The sequence below is a fragment of the Leisingera sp. NJS201 genome, from assembly GCF_004535885.1.
Classification (GTDB): domain Bacteria; phylum Pseudomonadota; class Alphaproteobacteria; order Rhodobacterales; family Rhodobacteraceae; genus Leisingera.
This window is the reverse complement of sequence record NZ_CP038237.1, coordinates 87,751-105,481: the sequence shown is the minus strand read 5'-3', so window position 1 is coordinate 105,481 and position 17,731 is coordinate 87,751. Positions and strand designations below refer to the sequence as shown.

The 17,731-nt window shown below is 61.1% G+C and carries 16 protein-coding genes and 1 pseudogene; 10 read left to right on the top strand and 7 right to left on the bottom strand.

The window, feature by feature from the left end:
• The first annotated feature begins 126 nt into the window (after window positions 1-126).
• From ETW23_RS22920 to ETW23_RS22900, 5 genes are all read left to right on the top strand, one after another.
• Window positions 127-1,263, top strand: a complete 1,137-nt coding sequence (locus ETW23_RS22920) for an ABC transporter substrate-binding protein (RefSeq protein ID WP_134831553.1) — start codon at window positions 127-129, stop codon at window positions 1,261-1,263.
• A 67-nt stretch (window positions 1,264-1,330) separates the two neighbouring features.
• A complete protein-coding gene (locus ETW23_RS22915) occupies window positions 1,331-2,251 on the top strand; it encodes a branched-chain amino acid ABC transporter permease (RefSeq protein ID WP_129373018.1) in 921 nt (306 codons plus the stop codon).
• Between the two features lie 2 nt (window positions 2,252-2,253).
• A complete protein-coding gene (locus tag ETW23_RS22910; protein ID WP_205879978.1) occupies window positions 2,254-3,237 on the top strand; it encodes a branched-chain amino acid ABC transporter permease in 984 nt (327 codons plus the stop codon).
• Window positions 3,230-3,985: an ABC transporter ATP-binding protein gene (locus tag ETW23_RS22905; RefSeq protein ID WP_134831551.1), complete on the top strand. Its 756-nt coding sequence runs from the start codon at window positions 3,230-3,232 to the stop codon at window positions 3,983-3,985. The genes ETW23_RS22910 and ETW23_RS22905 overlap by 8 nt, the downstream gene beginning before the upstream one ends.
• Window positions 3,982-4,671, top strand: coding sequence for an ABC transporter ATP-binding protein (locus ETW23_RS22900; RefSeq protein WP_134831550.1), 690 nt, complete (start codon window positions 3,982-3,984; stop codon window positions 4,669-4,671). The genes ETW23_RS22905 and ETW23_RS22900 overlap by 4 nt, the downstream gene beginning before the upstream one ends.
• A gap of 173 nt (window positions 4,672-4,844) precedes the next feature.
• On the opposite strand, the gene ETW23_RS26425 is transcribed toward ETW23_RS22900, so the two are convergent.
• The 3 genes and pseudogenes from ETW23_RS26425 to ETW23_RS22885 form a co-directional block, all read right to left on the bottom strand.
• On the bottom strand, window positions 4,845-5,093 hold the full coding sequence (locus tag ETW23_RS26425; RefSeq protein WP_247676892.1) for a helix-turn-helix domain-containing protein: 249 nt from the start codon (window positions 5,091-5,093) through the stop codon (window positions 4,845-4,847).
• A gap of 172 nt (window positions 5,094-5,265) precedes the next feature.
• Window positions 5,266-7,524: a methyl-accepting chemotaxis protein gene (locus tag ETW23_RS22890; protein ID WP_134831549.1), complete on the bottom strand. Its 2,259-nt coding sequence runs from the start codon at window positions 7,522-7,524 to the stop codon at window positions 5,266-5,268.
• Window positions 7,525-7,983: 459 nt separating this feature from the next.
• Window positions 7,984-9,195, bottom strand: a pseudogene (locus ETW23_RS22885) (methyl-accepting chemotaxis protein); the annotation flags it as partial.
• Window positions 9,196-9,403: 208 nt separating this feature from the next.
• Here ETW23_RS22885 and ETW23_RS22880 point away from each other — a divergent pair.
• Window positions 9,404-9,853, top strand: a complete 450-nt coding sequence (locus tag ETW23_RS22880; RefSeq protein ID WP_129373023.1) for an Lrp/AsnC family transcriptional regulator — start codon at window positions 9,404-9,406, stop codon at window positions 9,851-9,853.
• An 85-nt stretch (window positions 9,854-9,938) separates the two neighbouring features.
• Here the strand turns inward: ETW23_RS22880 and ETW23_RS26420 are convergent, their stop codons facing one another.
• Together ETW23_RS26420 and ETW23_RS22875 are read right to left on the bottom strand one after the other, a co-directional pair.
• Window positions 9,939-10,259: a substrate-binding domain-containing protein gene (locus tag ETW23_RS26420; RefSeq protein WP_254695253.1), complete on the bottom strand. Its 321-nt coding sequence runs from the start codon at window positions 10,257-10,259 to the stop codon at window positions 9,939-9,941.
• A complete protein-coding gene (locus tag ETW23_RS22875; protein ID WP_254695252.1) occupies window positions 10,256-10,873 on the bottom strand; it encodes a LysR family transcriptional regulator in 618 nt (205 codons plus the stop codon). The genes ETW23_RS26420 and ETW23_RS22875 overlap by 4 nt, the downstream gene beginning before the upstream one ends.
• 166 nt (window positions 10,874-11,039) lie before the next feature.
• Here ETW23_RS22875 and ETW23_RS22870 point away from each other — a divergent pair, with 166 nt between their 5' ends.
• The 4 genes from ETW23_RS22870 to ETW23_RS22855 all read left to right on the top strand — a co-directional run bounded on the left by ETW23_RS22870 (window position 11,040) and on the right by ETW23_RS22855 (window position 14,544).
• The gene (locus tag ETW23_RS22870; protein WP_129373025.1) at window positions 11,040-12,053 is read left to right on the top strand and encodes a TRAP transporter substrate-binding protein; all 1,014 of its coding nucleotides are present in this window, start codon (window positions 11,040-11,042) and stop codon (window positions 12,051-12,053) included.
• 72 nt (window positions 12,054-12,125) lie between these two features.
• Window positions 12,126-12,662: a TRAP transporter small permease gene (locus tag ETW23_RS22865; protein ID WP_129373026.1), complete on the top strand. Its 537-nt coding sequence runs from the start codon at window positions 12,126-12,128 to the stop codon at window positions 12,660-12,662.
• Between the two features lie 21 nt (window positions 12,663-12,683).
• Window positions 12,684-14,024 carry a TRAP transporter large permease gene (locus ETW23_RS22860; RefSeq protein ID WP_129373027.1) on the top strand — a complete coding sequence of 447 codons (1,341 nt, stop codon included), beginning with the start codon at window positions 12,684-12,686 and terminating at the stop codon, window positions 14,022-14,024.
• A gap of 16 nt (window positions 14,025-14,040) precedes the next feature.
• Window positions 14,041-14,544 carry a universal stress protein gene (locus ETW23_RS22855; protein ID WP_129373028.1) on the top strand — a complete coding sequence of 168 codons (504 nt, stop codon included), beginning with the start codon at window positions 14,041-14,043 and terminating at the stop codon, window positions 14,542-14,544.
• 58 nt (window positions 14,545-14,602) lie between these two features.
• Here the strand turns inward: ETW23_RS22855 and ETW23_RS22850 are convergent, their stop codons facing one another.
• Window positions 14,603-16,108: a M81 family metallopeptidase gene (locus ETW23_RS22850; RefSeq protein ID WP_134831547.1), complete on the bottom strand. Its 1,506-nt coding sequence runs from the start codon at window positions 16,106-16,108 to the stop codon at window positions 14,603-14,605.
• The gene (locus ETW23_RS22845; protein WP_134831546.1) at window positions 16,105-17,727 is read right to left on the bottom strand and encodes an amidohydrolase; all 1,623 of its coding nucleotides are present in this window, start codon (window positions 17,725-17,727) and stop codon (window positions 16,105-16,107) included. Before ETW23_RS22845 ends, ETW23_RS22850 begins: the two co-directional genes overlap by 4 nt.
• Window positions 17,728-17,731 lie beyond the last annotated feature (4 nt).

Here is a 17,731-nt window from a genome sequence, read left to right as displayed (position 1 = left end):
GAAGATCAGCCGGGGAGATGCAGGCTGCAGCGGGTCTTGGCTTCTGCCGGGGCGGCGTTAAAGTCGCAAGCATTTGATCCAAAACCCTGGCTTCGGTCCAGGGTATGTACTGGGAGGAAAGACGTAATGAAGACCATTCGGATGCTCGCCATGGCAGCAGCAGTCCCGGCGCTGGCGGCTGCGGCCCAGGCTGACACCAAGATCGGCATGATCACCACATTGTCCGGCGGCGGCGCGGGGCTGGGTGTGGACGTGCGCGACGGCTTTATGCTGGCAATCGAACAGGACGGCCGCGACGGTGTCGAGGTGGTGATCGAGGACGATCAGCGCAAACCCGATGCCGCGGTGCAGATCGCTGACCGGATGATCCAGTCCGAAAAGGTGGATATCCTGACCGGCATCATCTGGTCCAACTTGGCGATGGCGGTGGTGCCCGCTGCCACTGCGCAGGGTGTGTTCTACCTGTCGCCGAACGCCGGACCGTCGGCGCTGGCGGGCAAGCGCTGCCATCCGAATTACTTCAACGTCGCCTGGCAGAACGACAACCTGCACGAGGCCGCGGGTGCCTATGCCAATGAGGCAGATCTGAAAAACAGCTTCATTCTGGCGCCGAACTACCCGGCGGGCAAGGACGCGCTGACCGGCTACAAACGGATGTACGGCGGTGAACTGGCCGGTGAGATTTATACCAAGCTGGGTCAGACCGACTATGCTGCTGAGATCGCGCAGATCCGCGCGTCCGGTGCTGACTCGGTCTATTTCTTCCTGCCCGGCGGCATGGGGATTTCCTTCCTCAAGCAATATGCGGGCAGCGGTGTGGACCTGCCGGTGGTTGGTCCTGCGTTCTCGTTTGATCAGGGCATCCTGCAGGCGGTGGGCGACGCCGCGCTGGGGGTCAAAAACACCTCGCAGTGGAACAAGGACATCGACAACGCGGCCAATGCCGGTTTTGTTGCGTCTTTTCAGGAAAAATACGGCCGTCTGCCCTCGCTTTATGCCAGCCAGGGCTTTGATACCGCCAACCTGATCCTGAGCGCATTGAACAAGGCTGAGGCCTCCGATGCGGATGCCTTCCGTGCAGCACTGAAGGCGGCAGAGTTCGCATCGGTTCGCGGCGATTTCAAATTCGGTGACAACCATCACCCGGTGCAGGACATCTATGTCCGCGAAGTGATCAAGGAAGGTGATGTCTTTACCAACAAGATCATCGCCACCGGGCTGAGCGATCACGCCGACGCTTACGCCGGCGAGTGCAAGATGTAAGACAGACCGTCAAGCGGAGGCGCCACAGCGCCTCCGCCGCGGCAAAACTACCCCTTCGGAAATTCAAATGACCTATATTCTAGTTCTGGAGCAGATCCTGAACGGGCTGCAGTTCGGCGTCATGCTGTTTCTGATGGCCGCCGGGCTGACGCTGGTGTTCGGGGTGATGGGGCTGATCAATCTGGCCCATGGCTCGCTCTATATGGTGGGCGCCTTTGCAGCTGCCGCGGTGGCGGGCTGGACCGGCTCGTTCCTGCTGGCGCTGATCGCCAGCCTTGCCGCTGCCGCCGCAGCCGGGGCGCTGATGGAGCTGGTGGTGATCCGCCGCCTGTACCGGCGCGACCATCTGGATCAGGTGCTGGCGACATTTGCGCTGATCCTGATCTTTTCCGAAGGCACCCGCTGGCTGTTCGGATCTTTCCCGCTGTTTCTGGATGTTCCGTCTTATCTGTCGGGGCCGGTTACCCTGCCGGGCGGCATTGAATACCCGCTGTACCGACTGGCGATCATCCTGATTGGGCTGGCCATCGCCGCGGGCCTGTTCCTGCTGATCGCCCGCACGCGAATTGGCATCCAGATCCGCGCAGGCGAAGCCGACCGCGAGATGATTGCCGCCCTTGGTGTCGATATCTCCAAACTCTACACGCTGGTGTTTGCCCTTGGCGCCGCACTGGCCGGTCTGGCCGGCGCGCTGGTGGGCGCGATCCAATCGGTGCAGGTCGGCATGGGCGAGCCGGTGCTGATCCTGGCCTTTGTGGTGATCGTCATCGGCGGCATCGGTTCGATCAAGGGCGCATTGGCCGGCGCGCTGCTGGTGGGGATGACCGACACGCTGGGCGGGGTGTTCCTGCCGCGGCTTTTCACCCTGTTCATGGAGCCTGCCAGTGCGGCCTCGGCGGGTGCGTCGCTGGCCTCGATGCTGATCTACATTCTGATGGCGGCGGTTCTGCTGGTGCGCCCCTCGGGCCTTTATGGAGGGAGCGCATGATGCTGACCCGCGAAACCCTGCTGAACTGGGCAATGATTGCGGCGCTGCTGATTGTGCCGCTGGCAGCGTGGAGCCTGGATGAGCCGTTCATCATCACCCTGGCAACCAAGGCTGCGATCCTGGCGCTGGCCGGGGTGGGGCTGAACATCGCGCTGGGGCAGGGCGGGCTGATCAGCCTTGGCCATGCGGCGTTTTTCGGCATTGGCGGCTATGCCATGGGCATTCTTGCCGCCCATGCGCAGAACTATGAGCCGCTGTTTGACTGGCCGTTCCTGTTTGAAGGCAGCAACCAGATGCCGCTGATCTGGCTGGTGGCGGTGGTGTTCAGCGCGCTTGCGGCGCTGGTGATCGGCGCGCTGTCTTTGCGCACTTCGGGCGTCTATTTCATCATGATCACCTTGGCCTTCGGTCAGATGCTGTATTACTTCGCGATCAGCTGGAGCGCCTATGGCGGCGAGGACGGGCTGTCGATCTGGGTCAGGAATGACTTCCCGGGCCTGAACACATTGGACCCGATCCAGTTCTTTGCCATTGCCTATGTGATCCTGTGCGGCGCGCTGTTTTTTGCCGCCCGGCTTGCGCGCTCACCCTTTGGGCTGGCACTGGCCGCTGCGCGCCAGAACGAGGACCGGGTGGAGGCAGTGGGCCTCACGCCCTTTACCCTGCGGCTGACCGCCTTTGTGATTTCCGGTGCTGTCACCGGGCTGGCAGGGGCGCTGTTTGCCGATTTGAACCGGTTCGTCAGCCCCACCATGCTCAGCTGGCACACCAGCGGTGAGATCATGATTTTTGTGATCCTGGGCGGTGTCGGGCGGCTGTACGGGCCGGTGGCGGGCGCTGCGCTGTACATCCTCTTGGAGCATATTCTGGGCGGGATCAGCGATTACTGGCAGATCTTCCTGGGCGTTTTGCTGCTTCTGATCGTGCTGTTTGCCCGCGGCGGGCTGATCGGAGCCATTGCCGGACGGGAGAAGGCGCATGGCTGAAACGGTTCTGAAAACCAAGTGCCTGAACAAGAGCTTTGGCGCGCTGCAGGCGAGCCGCGATGTCTCGCTGGACCTGCGGGCGGGCGAAATCCACGCGCTGATCGGCCCCAATGGCGCGGGAAAATCCACCCTGATCAAGCAAATTGCGGGCAACCTGCAGCCCGACAGCGGCGCGGTGGAGCTGCTGGGGCGGGATGTGACTGCGCTGAATACCGTTGCGCGGGCGCGGATGGGGCTGGGGCGGACGTTCCAGATCTCGGCGCTGGCGATGGACTACACCGTCCTGCAGAACGCTGTGCTGGGCGCTTTGGGGGGCAGGGGCGGCCCGTTCCGGTTCTTTCGCAACGTGATGAAGGATCCGGAACTCCTGGAGCAGGCAGGCGACGCGCTGGAGCGGGTCGGGCTGGCACAGGACGCGCATCGCCGCACTGCCGACCTGTCGCACGGCCAGCGCCGCCAGTTGGAGGTCGCCGTGGCGCTGACGCTGCAGCCAAAATTGTTCCTGATGGATGAGCCGATGGCCGGGCTTGGGTCCGCAGGCTCCAAGGCGTTGACCGGCTTCCTTGACGGCTTGCGGCAGGAGGCGCCGATCCTTTTGGTGGAGCATGACATGGACGCGGTCTTTGCCTTGGCCGACCGGATCAGCGTGCTGGTTTACGGCCAGATCATCGCAACCGGCACCGCCGATGACATCCGCGCCAATGCCGATGTGCGCCGTGCCTATCTGGGAGAGGAGGACGCCGTATGAGCCTGCTGTCTTTACAAGGGGTTGAAGCCGCCTACGGCCCGGCGCAGGCGCTGTTCGGGGTCGATCTGGACATCGCCGAGGGCGAAGTGGTGGCGTTGATGGGCCGCAACGGCATGGGCAAATCCACCACCATCAAGACAATTTGCGGCATGCTTGCAGCCACCAAGGGAGAGCTGCGGTTTGACGGCCACGACCTGCGCCGGCTGCCTTCATACAAGATTGCCCGGCTGGGTATCGGGCTGGTGCCCGAAGGACGGCGCTGCTTTGCGCCGCTGACGGTTGAAGAAAACCTGACGGCTGCAGCACGCCCTGGCCCGTGGGATTTCAAGAAAGCAGCAGAGCTGTTTCCGCGGCTGGAGGAACGGCGAAGCCAGAAAGCCGGATCGTTGTCGGGCGGCGAGCAGCAGATGCTGACCATAAGCCGCGCCCTGATGACCAACCCGCGTCTGCTGATCCTGGACGAGGCAACCGAAGGTTTGGCGCCTGTAGTCCGGCAGGAGATCTGGGCCGCGATTGGGCGCCTCAAGCGTGAGGCGGGGCTGGCCATTCTGGTGGTGGACAAGTCGCTGAAGGAACTGTCGGCTATTGCAGACCGTGCGGTGATCCTGAACAAGGGCAGCAATGCTTGGGGCGGTGGCATCGGCGAACTGCCGGCAGAAGTGGCGGACCGGTTTCTAGGGGTTTAGATTGTAAACCCCATTCAGAAATGCCACTGGCCGCGCAAAGCAGGACTGTCACCGCATAGCGCAACAGGAACAAGGCTTGGCAGCCCGGAGACCTCAAATACCGAAGGGCTGATAAGCCTTGCGGGATAAGGGAAGACCGTCAGCTAGCTCTGAGCTAAAACTGGTCAAGTCGGCTAATGGGTTTTCCCGGATGGAACCCCTTTAATGAAGTTCGCCTTCCCAGCTGCATATTTTTGCCGGTCATCAGGAAACGTGGCGGCAAGGCGGGATTTTAGGAGCGCGTAGCCGTTGGGTTTGATGTCTCGGTAAACCGTTGAAACATGCCTGCCGATTTCTGCCGCGATCTCACGCACAGGGGTCTTGGCATTCAACATATCTTCTACCGCGCGCCGTTCACGCAGGTTTAGCTCTCTATGCGCCATCTTTCATTCTTCTTGCTTTCCAGAAAGATAGGGGAAATTTCGCAGCCCAGTTTAGAATGTGCCCCAGCGTACATAGAAGAAGCCTATAATCAGACTTATGTGAAATATTCAGCCGGTTTACAGGTTGTCTTCTGACTGGCGGAGGCGGAACATCAGCCAGTCAGGTTTGGTATTAGGCACTCAGGCGGCCGGGGGCGTTGTTGACTTCGTGGCTGGCTGCGGGGGCGGCGCTGCCGCTGCCCAGATCAAACCGGCCAATGATACCAGTCAAGCTGTGCGATTCATTTTGCAGCAGCTGGCTGGCAGCCGCGGCTTCCTCGGACATGGCGGCATTCTGCTGAGTCATATTGTCCAGCTGGTGCATGGCGCCGTCGATTTTTTCCAGCCCGCGCGATTGGGTGCGCACGCCGTCGGCAATGTCGGTGACCAGCCCGGATACCGCCGAGACCTGTTCGATGATGCTGGTCAGCGCGTCCCCCGCACGGCCCACCATCGCGACGCCATTTGCCACGTGTTCCTCGCTGGCGGAGGTCAGTCCCTTGATCTGTCCGGCCGCATTTGAGGCCCGTTGCGCCAGGGCGCGCACCTCGGAGGCGACCACGGCAAAGCCTGCGCCGGCGGGGCCTGCGCGGGCGGCCTCAACCCCGGCATTGAGGGCCAGCAGGTTGGTCTGGAAGGCAATGTCGTCGATCATGTTGATAATTTTGGAAATCTCAGACGAGGCTTCCTGAATCTGGTCCATCGCCGCCACCGCAGAGGTCACCACATCGGTGCTTTGTTCCGCTTCACTGCGGGCGCCGCGCATGGTTTCATCCATCCGGCCCGCTTGGTCAGCGGTGTCGCGGATACCGCCGGTCAGCTCGCGGATGGCGCCGGCGGTTTCTTCCAGCGTCGCTGCCTGGCTTTCGGTGCGATGGGCCATTTCTGTGGCCGCGCCCCGTTGTTCCTCGGAGAACCGCCCGACGTTTTCCGCCGCCTCCACCACGTCGCCCATAGACCCGCGCAGCCGGTCAAGGCTGCGGTTGAAGTTTTCCCGCAAGGTCTCGTAATGCCCGTCAAAAGGCGCCTGAATGTCACAGGTCAGGTTGCCGCGCTGCAGCTCGGACAAGGCTGCGCTCATACTGTCGACCACAGCAGCGGTGTGGCGGGCGGCCTCGACTTCGCGCGCCGCTGCGGCGTCGGCCTCCTTCAGCTTGCCGCGGAAACTGTCAAGGCTGCGGGCCAGGTCGCCCAGTTCGTCACCGCGGTCGCGGCCCAGTATGTCGGTGTCATAGTTGTTGTCCGCCAGCGCATTTGTGGCCTCGCGCAGGGCATGGATCGGGCGGGTGACGCTGCGCGCCGCCAGCCAGGACACGCCGATGGCTGCCAGCAGAGCGGCGCCGATCAGCCCGGCGGCAATCAGCCGGATGCGTTCAACCACGGCAAAGGCAGTGTGTTCGTCGGTTTCCAGTACCAGCGACCAGTCAAAGCCGGGCAGCTCCAGCGGCATCACCAGGGCAATGGCGCGTTCGCCCAGAGAGGAGGCAACCGCCTCAAACTGGCCGGCTTCGCGCGCCTTGGCGGCCTGGATCTGCGGCGTGTCCGGCATTTTCTGCAGCACCGGGAACAGTCCCTCAACCGAGGACGGGCTGCGGGCCAGGCCGTCGCTGCTGGCAACAAAAATGTTCTGATGCGTGCCGCCCGACAGATTGCTGGTCAGCGCAGTGACGACGCCCTTGGTGCCCAGCTGCACGGCGATAACGCCGACTATCTGTTTGCGTTTGGAGAAGACGGGCGCGGCCAGGAAGGCTGCAACGCCATCGGGACTGTGGCTGTAGGCGGCAAAGTCTGCGGCGACCACCGTGCCGGCCTCTGCCTGCAGTGCGGCTTTGAATGCTTGGGCCAGTCCGCTGTCCGCATCCGGCGCGATGCCGGTCAGAAAGTCATCCTGCTTTTTGACCGAGTAGACCACCTGCCCCTTGGCGCTGATCAGATAAAGGTCCTGATAGCCGTTCAGGCGCAGGCTTTGCAGGAAAGTGGGGTGATAGGTGACATGCGACTGGTTGTAATAGCTGCCGTCGCCCGCGTCTGTCAGCTCCTCGCGCTGCTGCGCTGGATGCGGGTTTTCTGCGGCATAGGTCTGTTTCAGATAGGCGATCGGGTCGTCTTCTTCGACCATGCCGATCACCCGTTCGAAGTTGCCGATCGCCCGGAATACTGCGGGCTGGCCGGCCAGGCTGGAAACATCGGACCGGGCTGCCCTGATCAGGAATTCCAGCGCCTGAGCGCCGGATTTGGCTTCTATCTTTTGCGCGGCAAAGGCGTTTTCCCGGATGCTGCGCTCAGCCATTGAATAAACCAGCAGTGACACGGTAACGAGGAAGGCCCCGGTCAGCGCTACCATGATCAGCGGCAGCTTCAGCTTGAGCGGCAATTTCGTGGTCCGGGGCATTGGCGAAGGTCTCCTGCTAGCGGCGGCGCACCGGTTGCAGCCGGGGCCTATAGGAGTGTTAATCAGGAAAGTCCTGAAAAAGTGTGTACCGCAAGCCTATCGCAAATGAAGTTTTCCGGAATTCCGGGAAACTTGATGCCGCAAATTTGAATTTCAGATCCCATCGGTGGCTGTCGCGGGTTTCCCCTTATTATTCTAGTGTTTGCCACCGTATGTGTTCCAGAAATACAAGCCTGGGTGGCGCAAACCGTCATGTAGGAACACATTCGAATTTGGGGATCTTGCATGGAGTGCCCCGGCCTCAAGCTGCCCTTGGGTTAAGCGCCCGCAAAGGCCGGGTAACTTTCTGCGAGGCGTTTTTGCGGGTGCGCGGGCCGCGGAGAATCGTTCCCCTGGCCGTCCGAAGGCGGCAGCCGGGAACGCGGCACCATCGGGTGCGGTGCTGTCAAGGCGGCGCTGGAATTCCTGCCAGAGATTACGGGCGGCATTTCCGCGGCCGGTTTCGGGAGCCGCGCAAGGCGCCGGGCTGGTCTCGGTTTCCCAGTAATCATCACTATGCGCAGAAGGCCCCGGCTGGAGAGCAGCGATGGCCGGAGCGGGGGCAGCACTGCCGCCGGATACCCGGAAATGCGCCACCAGTTCCGAGTGTTTGCCGGCATCAGTGTTCAGCATGTGGCCGGCTGCGGTGGCCTCTTCCACCATGGCTGCGTTCTGCTGGGTGACTTGGTCCAACTGGATGACACCTGTGTTGATCTCGTTCAGCCCGGTCGATTGCCCGGCCGCACCTTCGGCAATGCCGGATACCAGCTGAGAAGTAAGGGTGACCTGCTCGACAATGCTTTGCAGCGCCTCGCCTGCCTTGCCGATCAGATCGACACCGCGCTCTACTTGTCTTGAACTGTCGCCGATCAGCGTCTTGATCTCCATCGCCGCATCTGATGAGCGCTGCGCCAGCGCCCGCACCTTGGAGGCGAGCACCGCAAAACCCTTACCGGCCTCGCCCGCGCGTGCTGCCTCGACACCGGCGTTCAGCGCCAAAAGGTTGGTCTGGAAAGCGATGTCGTCGATCACGCTGAGGATTTGCGAAATATGTTTCGAGCTTTGTTCGATCTCCGCCATGGCGGTGACGGCATTTTGCACAATGCTGCGGTTGGATTCGGCCTGCAAGCGTGCCTCCGCCATGGTGGTTTCAACGCTGCTGGCGCCTTCGGCAGCGGATTTGACCGAAGCGGTCAGCTCATCCAGCGCCGCGGCGGTCTGTTCCAGCGTGGCGGCCTGGCTTTCAGTGCGGTGCGACAGATCGTCCGACGCTTGGCTGATCTCAGCAGCGCCATTGCGGATGCCGCCTGCCGCCTCAATCACCTGGGCGACAGTAGAACTCAGCGTTTCGGAGGTCAGGTTGAAGTCCTGGCGCAGCTCTTCATGTTCTTCCGGAAAGGTCCCGGTCAGATGGAAGGCAAAGTCGCCCTTGGACAGGCGCGACAACCCGGTGCGCTGGCTGTCCACCACCTTTTGTTGCTGGCGCTGTGTTTCCGCACGTTTCTGGTCGGCGTTGCGGGCCTTTTTCAGGTCCCCCTGTATTTCCACAAGTGTTCTGCCAATTGCGCCGATTTCATCCAGCCGGTCCGCCTCGGCAATGGCGATGTCCAGACCGCCTGCTGCCAATCGGTTTTCGGGGAGGCGGCATGGCTGTTGTGGCAGCTGACGCAGACCTCAGACACCATCCGGTCGGCGACGGCCACCCGCCGCAAATTCCCCGTTAAATCAGGGTTCTCGCGCGCGTCTTTGAGCGCGATGGCTGCAGATCTTCCAGCCCCGTGTGTCCGCGGTCTTGCGGATTCGAGTTGTCATTCCTGCCGAAGCAGGGGAAAAATCAGCTATGGATGAAAAAGACCACGATATCCTCCGGCTGATACAGTCCAACGCGCAACTGACCGCCGAAGCCATCAGCCATGAGATCGGCCTGTCGGCACCGGCGGTGCAGAAACGGTTGAAAAAGCTCCGCGATACCGGTGTGATCGAAAAGGAAATCGCCATTCTGTCCCCGGCCCGGCTGGGGCGGGAGATGACAGTGATCGTGCAAGTGGTTCTGGAGCGCGAAAGCCGGATGCATCTGGACGCCTTCAAGCGCAAGATGCGCCAGGCCAGTCAGGTGCAGCAATGCTATTACACCACTGGCGAGGCTGATTTCATCCTTGTGATCATCGTGGGCGATATCAAGGAATATGAGGCCTTCACCCAGGAGTATTTCTTTGATGAATCCAATGTCAGCCGCTTTACCTCGTCGGTTGTAATGGACCGGGTCAAGGTGTCGCTGGACATCATTTAGGCCCGGGGTCAGCGGCCGGAACTGGCCGGTTCGGGTTGATCTGCGTCGGATTTTGCCGGAGCAGCTGCGCGGCGGCTGAGCGGCATCAAACCTCTGCGGCCTGCCCCGAGTGCGCCGCAACCAGCGTGTCCAGAAACAGTTTGGTGATACGGTTTACCGCGGGCCGCTTGCGGGTGACGGCGGCAAACTGGCTGCGGTAAAAGACATCTCTGGGCAGGACTTTGCGCATCAGGCCGCTGCCGACAAAACCGGCGGCCAGGTGATCCGGCAGAAATCCCAGATAGCTGCCCGACATGATCAGGATCGCCAGCGCCTGTTCGTTCTGCACCTTGGCAGAGCGGCGGAAGCCCAGTTTCTGCCCCACATGCAGGTTGGGTGAATTTACCCGGATGCCTGCATAATTCATCGCCTGCACATCCCGCAGGCCCAGGCTGGTGTGGTCGCAGTCAAAGAACGGATGCCCTTGCCGCAATAAAGAAACATGTTTTCTCCATACAGGGGCATGTAGTCCAGGCTGGGAGAAGGCCGGTGCAGCGCCAGGATGCCGATATCCAGCTGGCCGCTGATCACCTTGGTTTCAATCAGGTTCGGCGGCTCCAGCGACAGTTCGATCTCCACCGCAGGCGCGGCCTTGTTAAAGACCCGGATGCCGCCCGGCACAAAGGCTTCGGGGTTGGAAGCGCATTGGTCGAACAGGGCAATCCGGATGGTGCCGGCCATCTGCTGCTTGATCTCGTTCACTTCGGCGCGGAAATCCGACACCGAGGTCAGCAGTCCCTCAGCGGATTTCAGCACTTTGCTGCCGTCGTCCGTCAAAGAGAACCCCGCCGGGCCGCGGTTGCACAGCTTCAGATCCAGCCGCAGCTCCAGGTCGGCGATGTATTTTGAAATGGTCGATTTGCCGATGTTCAACTCGGTCTCGGCGGCGGCCAGCCCGCCGCTTTCGGCCACGGCCCTGAACACCCTGAGCAGTTTCAGATCGGCATCGGCGACATGTTTGACGTGTGTTTTGCGGCTCATCTTAAAGTTCGATATTTGTGAAACCTTGATATCAGAAGTTTACATTCTAGAAACATGAAACGCAATGTAGCCTCTCGCCAGCAAGGCAGGATCGGACTGGTGCAAGCGCTATGGAGGGCGTGCCAGCGCGCGCCTTGTCTTCAAGATGACAATACGGGAGGAAGTTATGTCATTTCTCAAAAAGGTCTGCACGCTGACCGCAGCCGTTTCTGCCGCCGCGATGCTGACCACCGGCGCTGTATCCGCCAAAAACTTTAAGATTGCGGTGGGCGACGGCGCCGGCAGCTCGCAGGAAGGCACCGGCAAGTTTTTCATTGAAGCGCTGGAAGCAAAATCCGGCGGTGCGCATACCGGCACCATGTTCCTCAACGGTCAGCTGGGCTCGGAGCAGGACACCGTGAACGAGGCCGCAATCGGCACCTTGGACATGTCCCTGCTGGCAATCAACAACGTCACACCGTTTTCGCCGTCGGTCGGCGTTTTCACCCTGCCGTATGTGATCCTGTCGCTGGAAGATGCGGAAAAACTGACCCAGGGTCCGATCGGCCAGGAACTGACCGAAAACACCATCCGCGATGCCGGCGTGCGCATCCTGGCCTGGACCTACACCGGGTTCCGCCGCCTGACCAACTCCAAGAAACCGGTCACCAATGTTGCCGACCTGCAGGATCTGGTCATCCGCGTTCCCAAGAACGAAATCATGATCGAGACCTACAAGTCCTGGGGCATCAACCCGACCCCGATGGCCTGGTCCGAGACCTTTACCGGTCTGCAGACCAAAGTTGTCGATGGCCAGGACAACCCCTACACCACCATCAACGCGATGAAGTTCTATGAAGTGCAGGAATATGTGACCAACCTGCGCTACATCTTCTCGATCGAGCCGCTGATCGTCTCCGAGGCGGTGTTCCAGGACCTGTCCGAAGAAGACCAGCAGATCCTGATCGAAGCGGGCAAGGAAGCCACCGTGAAATCGGCGCAGTATCTGCGCGACATCGAAGCCGAGATCAAAGAAGGGCTGCTGGCCAAGGGCATGCAGATCGACGATCCGGCAAATGATGAGGCCGAGTTCATCAAGCTGGCAACCGAAGCTGTGTGGCCGCAGTTCTATGACTCCATCGGCGGCGTCGAGAAGCTGAACACGGTGCTGACCACCATCGGCCGTGATCCGGTTCAGTAAGCCTCTGGTAAATATATAAAAAATAACAAAGCAGCGCCTCGTGCGCTGCTTTGCACAGGGGAGGAGTACACAATGTTCTGGAAATTTCTGGACAATATAGAAAGCTATATCTGCCGCCTATTGCTGTCCGGCTTTGTCATTCTGCTGTTTGTGCAGATCGTCTCGCGCGAGGTGTTCGGCCATTCATTTTCATGGATCGAAGAACTGTCGGTCTACATGTTCGTCTGGTTTGTTTTCTTTGGTGCCAGCTATGCGGCCCTGAAAAGCGCACACAACCGGGTGACGTTTCAATTCAAATTCCTGCCCGAACGCTACATCAAATACATCGAAGCTTTTGCAGATCTGTTCTGGATCTTCTTCAATGTGTATTTCATCTGGCTGGCCTACGACTTTGTCTTCAACAAGATGAACAAGTTCTGGAAATCCCAGACTTTGGGCGTCGAGATGAAATACGTCTACATGGTGCTGCCAATCGCCTTCACCCTGATGACCATCCGTATTCTGCAGGTGAACTACAAGAAGCTGATCAAGGGCGAGGAAATCCACGACCCCGATCAGATCGACCTTGATGAAATCAAGGCTGCCACCGAAGCAGAGCGCGGCAAGTAAGCGCCGGACAGGGAGAAAAACATGGAAACTCAAATCGTCTCAATTCTGTTCGGATCGTTCCTGGTGCTGTTGCTGATGGGCGCTCCGATCACGGTGGCGCTTGGCGTCGCCTCGCTGGTGTCGTTCCTGTACTTGGATGAGAACCCGATCAAATTTGTGCAGATCGCCTTTACCTCGGTCGGCTCGTTCCCGCTGATGGCGCTGCCTGCCTTCATCCTGGCCGGCGCGCTGATGGAGGCTGCGGGGATCTCGAAACGCCTGATCAATGTCGCTGAAAGCCTGGCCGGGCCGTTCACCGGCGGTATTTCTGCCGCCACCGTGATGGCCTGCCTGTTCTTTGGCGCCATTTCCGGCTCCGGCCCGGCCACCACGGCCGCCGTTGGCATGCTGATGATCCCGGCGATGATCGACCGCGGCTATGAAAAAGGCTATGCCTCGGCAGTCACCGCATCGTCGGGCGGCCTCGGCATCATCATCCCGCCGTCTATTCCGATGGTGATTTTCGGCATTGCCGCCCTTGGCATGGCGCCGCCGCCGGAAGCGGTCGAGAAATTCGGCACTTTCCAGTCGGTTTCAATCTCGAAACTGTTCATTGCCGGCTTTATGCCCGCCTTCCTGATTGCCACCAGCCTTTTGATCCTGAACTACTTCATGTCGAAAAAGCGCGGCTACAAAGGCATGGCTGAGGGCTGGTCGTTCCGCAATGTCGGCTGCGAGATGTACCGGGGCTTTTGGTCGCTGATGGCGCCGCTGGTGATTCTGGGCGGTATCTACACCGGCTTCTTCACCCCGACCGAGGCCGCCATTGTCGCGATCTTCTATACGCTGGCGGTTGGTGTCTTCATCTACCGCGAGCTGACCTGGTCGTCGCTGTTCCAATCGCTGGAGGCCACCACCTGGCTGACGGGGCGTGTTCTCTTGATCCTGTTCACTGCCACTGTGTTCGGCCGGCTGCTGGTGGAAAACCAGATCCCGGCAATCATTGCCGACAGCATGCTGAGCTTTACCCAGAACCTCTATGTGATCTGGGCGCTGATCATCTTCTTTTTGCTGTTTGTCGGCATGTTCATGGAAACCCTGGCAACCATCCTGATCCTGGTTCCGGTGATGCTGCCGGTGGCCTATTCGGTCGGCATCGACCCGATCCATTTCGGCGTGGTGATGGTCTGTACGCTGGGTATCGGTTTCCAGACACCGCCGTTGGGGGAAAACCTGTTCATTGCCTCGGGCATATCGAACATCTCGATCGAGCAGATATCGTTGCGCGCCCTGCCCTTTGCAGCGGTGAACACGATTGCGATTTTCGTTATCGCGTTCTTCCCGGAAATCTCGCTATGGCTGCCGCGGCTGTTTGGCTATTGATGTGAAAGGATCTGATATGAAACCGATGATCACCAACATCCTGTTTGCCACCGATCTGTCGCAGAACTCGCCCTACGCATTGCGCCATGCGGCCAGTCTGGCGCAGGCGACGGGGGCGGAAATCCACGTGCTGCACGTGAATGAGCCGATCTCGGATGATGCCAGGATCACCTTCGAGATGTTTGTGCTGAACGACGAAACCCGCAAATCAGCGGCCAAACGGCGGCACGAGATGGTGAAAAAGGTGCTGGCCGAACGGCAGGCCCGGTTCTGGGCTGCATTGGAAGGCGATGATGCCAAGATCCGCGATCAGGTCACCTCGGTCGAGGTGACCGACGGCCACCCGGCAGAGGTGATCCTGCGCCGGTCGGTTGAGCTGGGCTGCGATCTGATTGTGCTGGGCGCCCATGATCACGGGTTCTCCCATACCTTCCTGGGCACTGTTGCCAAACGGGTGCTGCGCCGGTCGCAGATCCCGACGCTGGTGGTGCCCTACCAGAACGGCGAAGACGACGACTGATCCTCCCCCGCAAGCGGTGTCTTATGGCCGCTTGCAAACTCCGCCCGTGCAACAAGCCTCAGGCTTTTGCAGGGGCGGCTTTTACGTTCGGATGCAGGTTTTTGTAGGGAAACGAACCCAGATCACAGGGGAACACACCTGGTGCCGCGACCGGATAGACCGCACTCGCCACCGGCTCGAAATCGGCGCGGAAATGGGCGGTGCTTTTGACGCAGATGGTGCGGAAACCCTTTGGCTGCAGCCCGATATGGGTGAAATGCGCCAGATCCAGGCATTGATTGCGGACGCTGGTCACCACAAGCGTGATATCCGCCTCGGCCCCATGCAGCCGCAGCGCCGCCGTGAGGCCCAGCGTGGCAACCCCGCCGCCATACATTGCGCCGGTGTAACGGCACATGCCATCGCCAAGCGCCACCACTTGAAACTCTGCCTCATAGGGCTGATCACCAGGGGTGCCTGACCGCCCGCCAAGGGCGGCGCGAAAGATGCCCCCCTGCCCGGCCTCATGCGCCGCCTCTGCTGTAAGCGGGTCATGAAACAGCCCCATCAGCACGCCTTGCGCACCCGCCTCGGCCAATGCTGCCAATAATCCCGTGGTGTCCGAGGTGCCGCCCGCACCCGGATTGTCCTGCACATCCGCCAGCACCACCGGCTTGCCCGCGCGCGGCTGACAGGCAAGCGCCGCGGCCTGCTGCGGCGTCAGCATCGGGTGTTCCGACTGCGATTCCAACTCGGCGAACAGCACCGCGATACGGTCAGCCGCTTGTTCTGCCGCCGCAGCTGTTGGGCCATAGGCAACGCATGAGGGCCGTGTGTCCGGGAAATCCGCCGCGGTGAACCCCAGAGCAATATCCGCAACAACCCCGCCCTGCTCCAGCGGCGGCAGAGATGCATACAGCTGCTTGCCGGGTGTTGCGCCGGTGTATTGCGCATGCAGGGGGATCAGATAATCCATCTGCCGGAACGCCTTACACAGCCGCTCCCCCGCCAGCAGCCGCTGCAGCACCGGCACGCAGCGCGCGCCGGTCTCTGCCATGTCCAAATGCGGATAGGTCCGGAAGATCGCAATGTAAGAGGCCAGATCGGCCGACGCCGCCGAGATATTGGCGTGCAGGTCCAGGCTGACCACGATGGGCAGGTCCGGCCCTACCAGGGCACGCACCCGGCGCAGGATCTCGCCCTCGCCGTCCGCATGTGTTTCCGTGACCATTGCCCCATGCAGGTCCAGGAATACTCCGTCCAGCGGCCCGGCAGCGCGCAAACCATCCAGCAGCTTGCCGCAGATGGTCTCAAAGGCGTGGTCCGTCACATGTGCTGACGGTTCCGCCGAAGCCCATAAAACCGGCAGCAGCGCCATGCCCGCCGCCTCAGCCGCTGCTGCAAATCCCGCGACGGGCAGGTTCATGCCGCAGGTCTCAGAGATCACTTCGGGCCCATGCAGCATGGCGGGCCAGGAATCCGCCATCTCAAACTCCGCCAGCCCGGCCTTGGTGGTGCCAAAGCAATTGGTTTCATGCTGGAAACCGGCGATGGCAATGCGCGGTTGTTTTTGCAAGCCTGTCATTGCCCCTGCATCCAGACCGTTTTGCCGCGGCGGATGGTCTGCGTTACTTTGGTGCTCTCAATGCAGTCAGGGTCTTCCAGCGGATTGCGGTTCAGCACTGCAAAATCCGCCAGCTTGCCAGCCTCGATGGAGCCGCGGCTGTCCTCCTTGAAAACCTGCCAGGCGGCATCGATGGTCTGTGCGCGCAGGGCGGACAACACGCTGATCCGCTGATCGTCGCCCAGCCGCCGCCCGCTGGCGGTCAGCCGGTTCACCGCGCAATGGGCCAGATGGATCGGCCGGGTCGGCGTCACCGAGGCATCATTGTGGATGGTGTAGCGTACACCGAACCGTTCAGCCGAGGCACAGGGAGAGATCCGCCCGGCACGGTCCGGCCCCAGGAACGTGTCGTAATGCCGGTCGCCCCAGAAATGCACATGTGCCGGAAAAAAGCTGACGGTGATCCCCAGTTTGGCCATCTGCTGCAACTGGTCGTCCCGCAGGGCCTGGCCGTGAATGATTGTATGGCGGTGATCACCCCGCGGGTTGGTCTCCAGCGCTGCGGCGACCGCATCAATGAACATCTGCGCGCCGGCATCGCCGTTGCAATGACAATGGATCTGGTGGCCCAGATCATGCAGTTTCTTAACGTCGCGGCGGTGATCCGCTTCGGCTGCATAGGGCATCCCGCAGGGGTGCTCCGGGTCCACTGGCCGGTGATACGGCGCGCTGAGGTATGCGGTCTGCAGCTGAAACGCCCCGTCGGTGAACAGCTTGCGCGGGCCAAGGGTGAAATGCGGATTGCCGGGCCAGTCCAGCGCATCGGGACCATCCGTCAGCGCAGGTTCCAGCTCGCCGATGGGCAGCAGCATCAGGTCATAGCCCGGATCCTGACCGACGGGCAGCGAGGCGAAATGTTCCAGCATCTTGCGCGTGGCCCAGGCGTTTTGCGCATATGTCACACCATAAGACAGGTATTCATCGCGGCAGCTGTTGAAACCCGCCCAGAACCGTTCGCGGCTGATCAGGAAATCGGTGTCGCCCATCTCGCGCATCGCTGACAACCCCTCGATCAGACCGGTCAGCGCGCCGGTTTCCGGATCGCGCCCGAACCGCCCGCCCAAAGGGTCGGGCGTGCCGCGGTTCACACCGTGAAGCTGCAATGCCAGTGAATTGGCTGATCCATTGTGGCCTGAGGCATGGATGACCCAAATGGGATGGTCCGTGGACACGCTGTCCAGCTCGGCCCGGGTCGGCATCCGGCCCTCTGCGATGGCGGTATTGTCGAACAGCACCCCCATCACCCATTCCCCGGCAGGTGTTTCCGCCGCCCTTGCCCGCAGCCGGGCCAGCGCGGTCGGGATGTCGGGGCAGTCGCCGCTGGGGGCCGAGGCAAGATTGACCCGGAACAGCCGGATAAAGCCGGGATCGGGGAAATGCCCGTGCGGGTCGATGAAGGCGGGGATCAGGGTCTGGCCTTGCAGATCAACCTCTTGCGTGCCTGCTGGCATTTGCGCGCGCAGCTCGGACGCAGGTCCAGTCATGCGGATCGTTTCGCCGTCGGTCAGTACCGCCTCGGGTGTGGAATTGGCCGCATCCATCGTCAGGATCGGGCCATTGAAGTACAATGTGCGCGTCATGGTC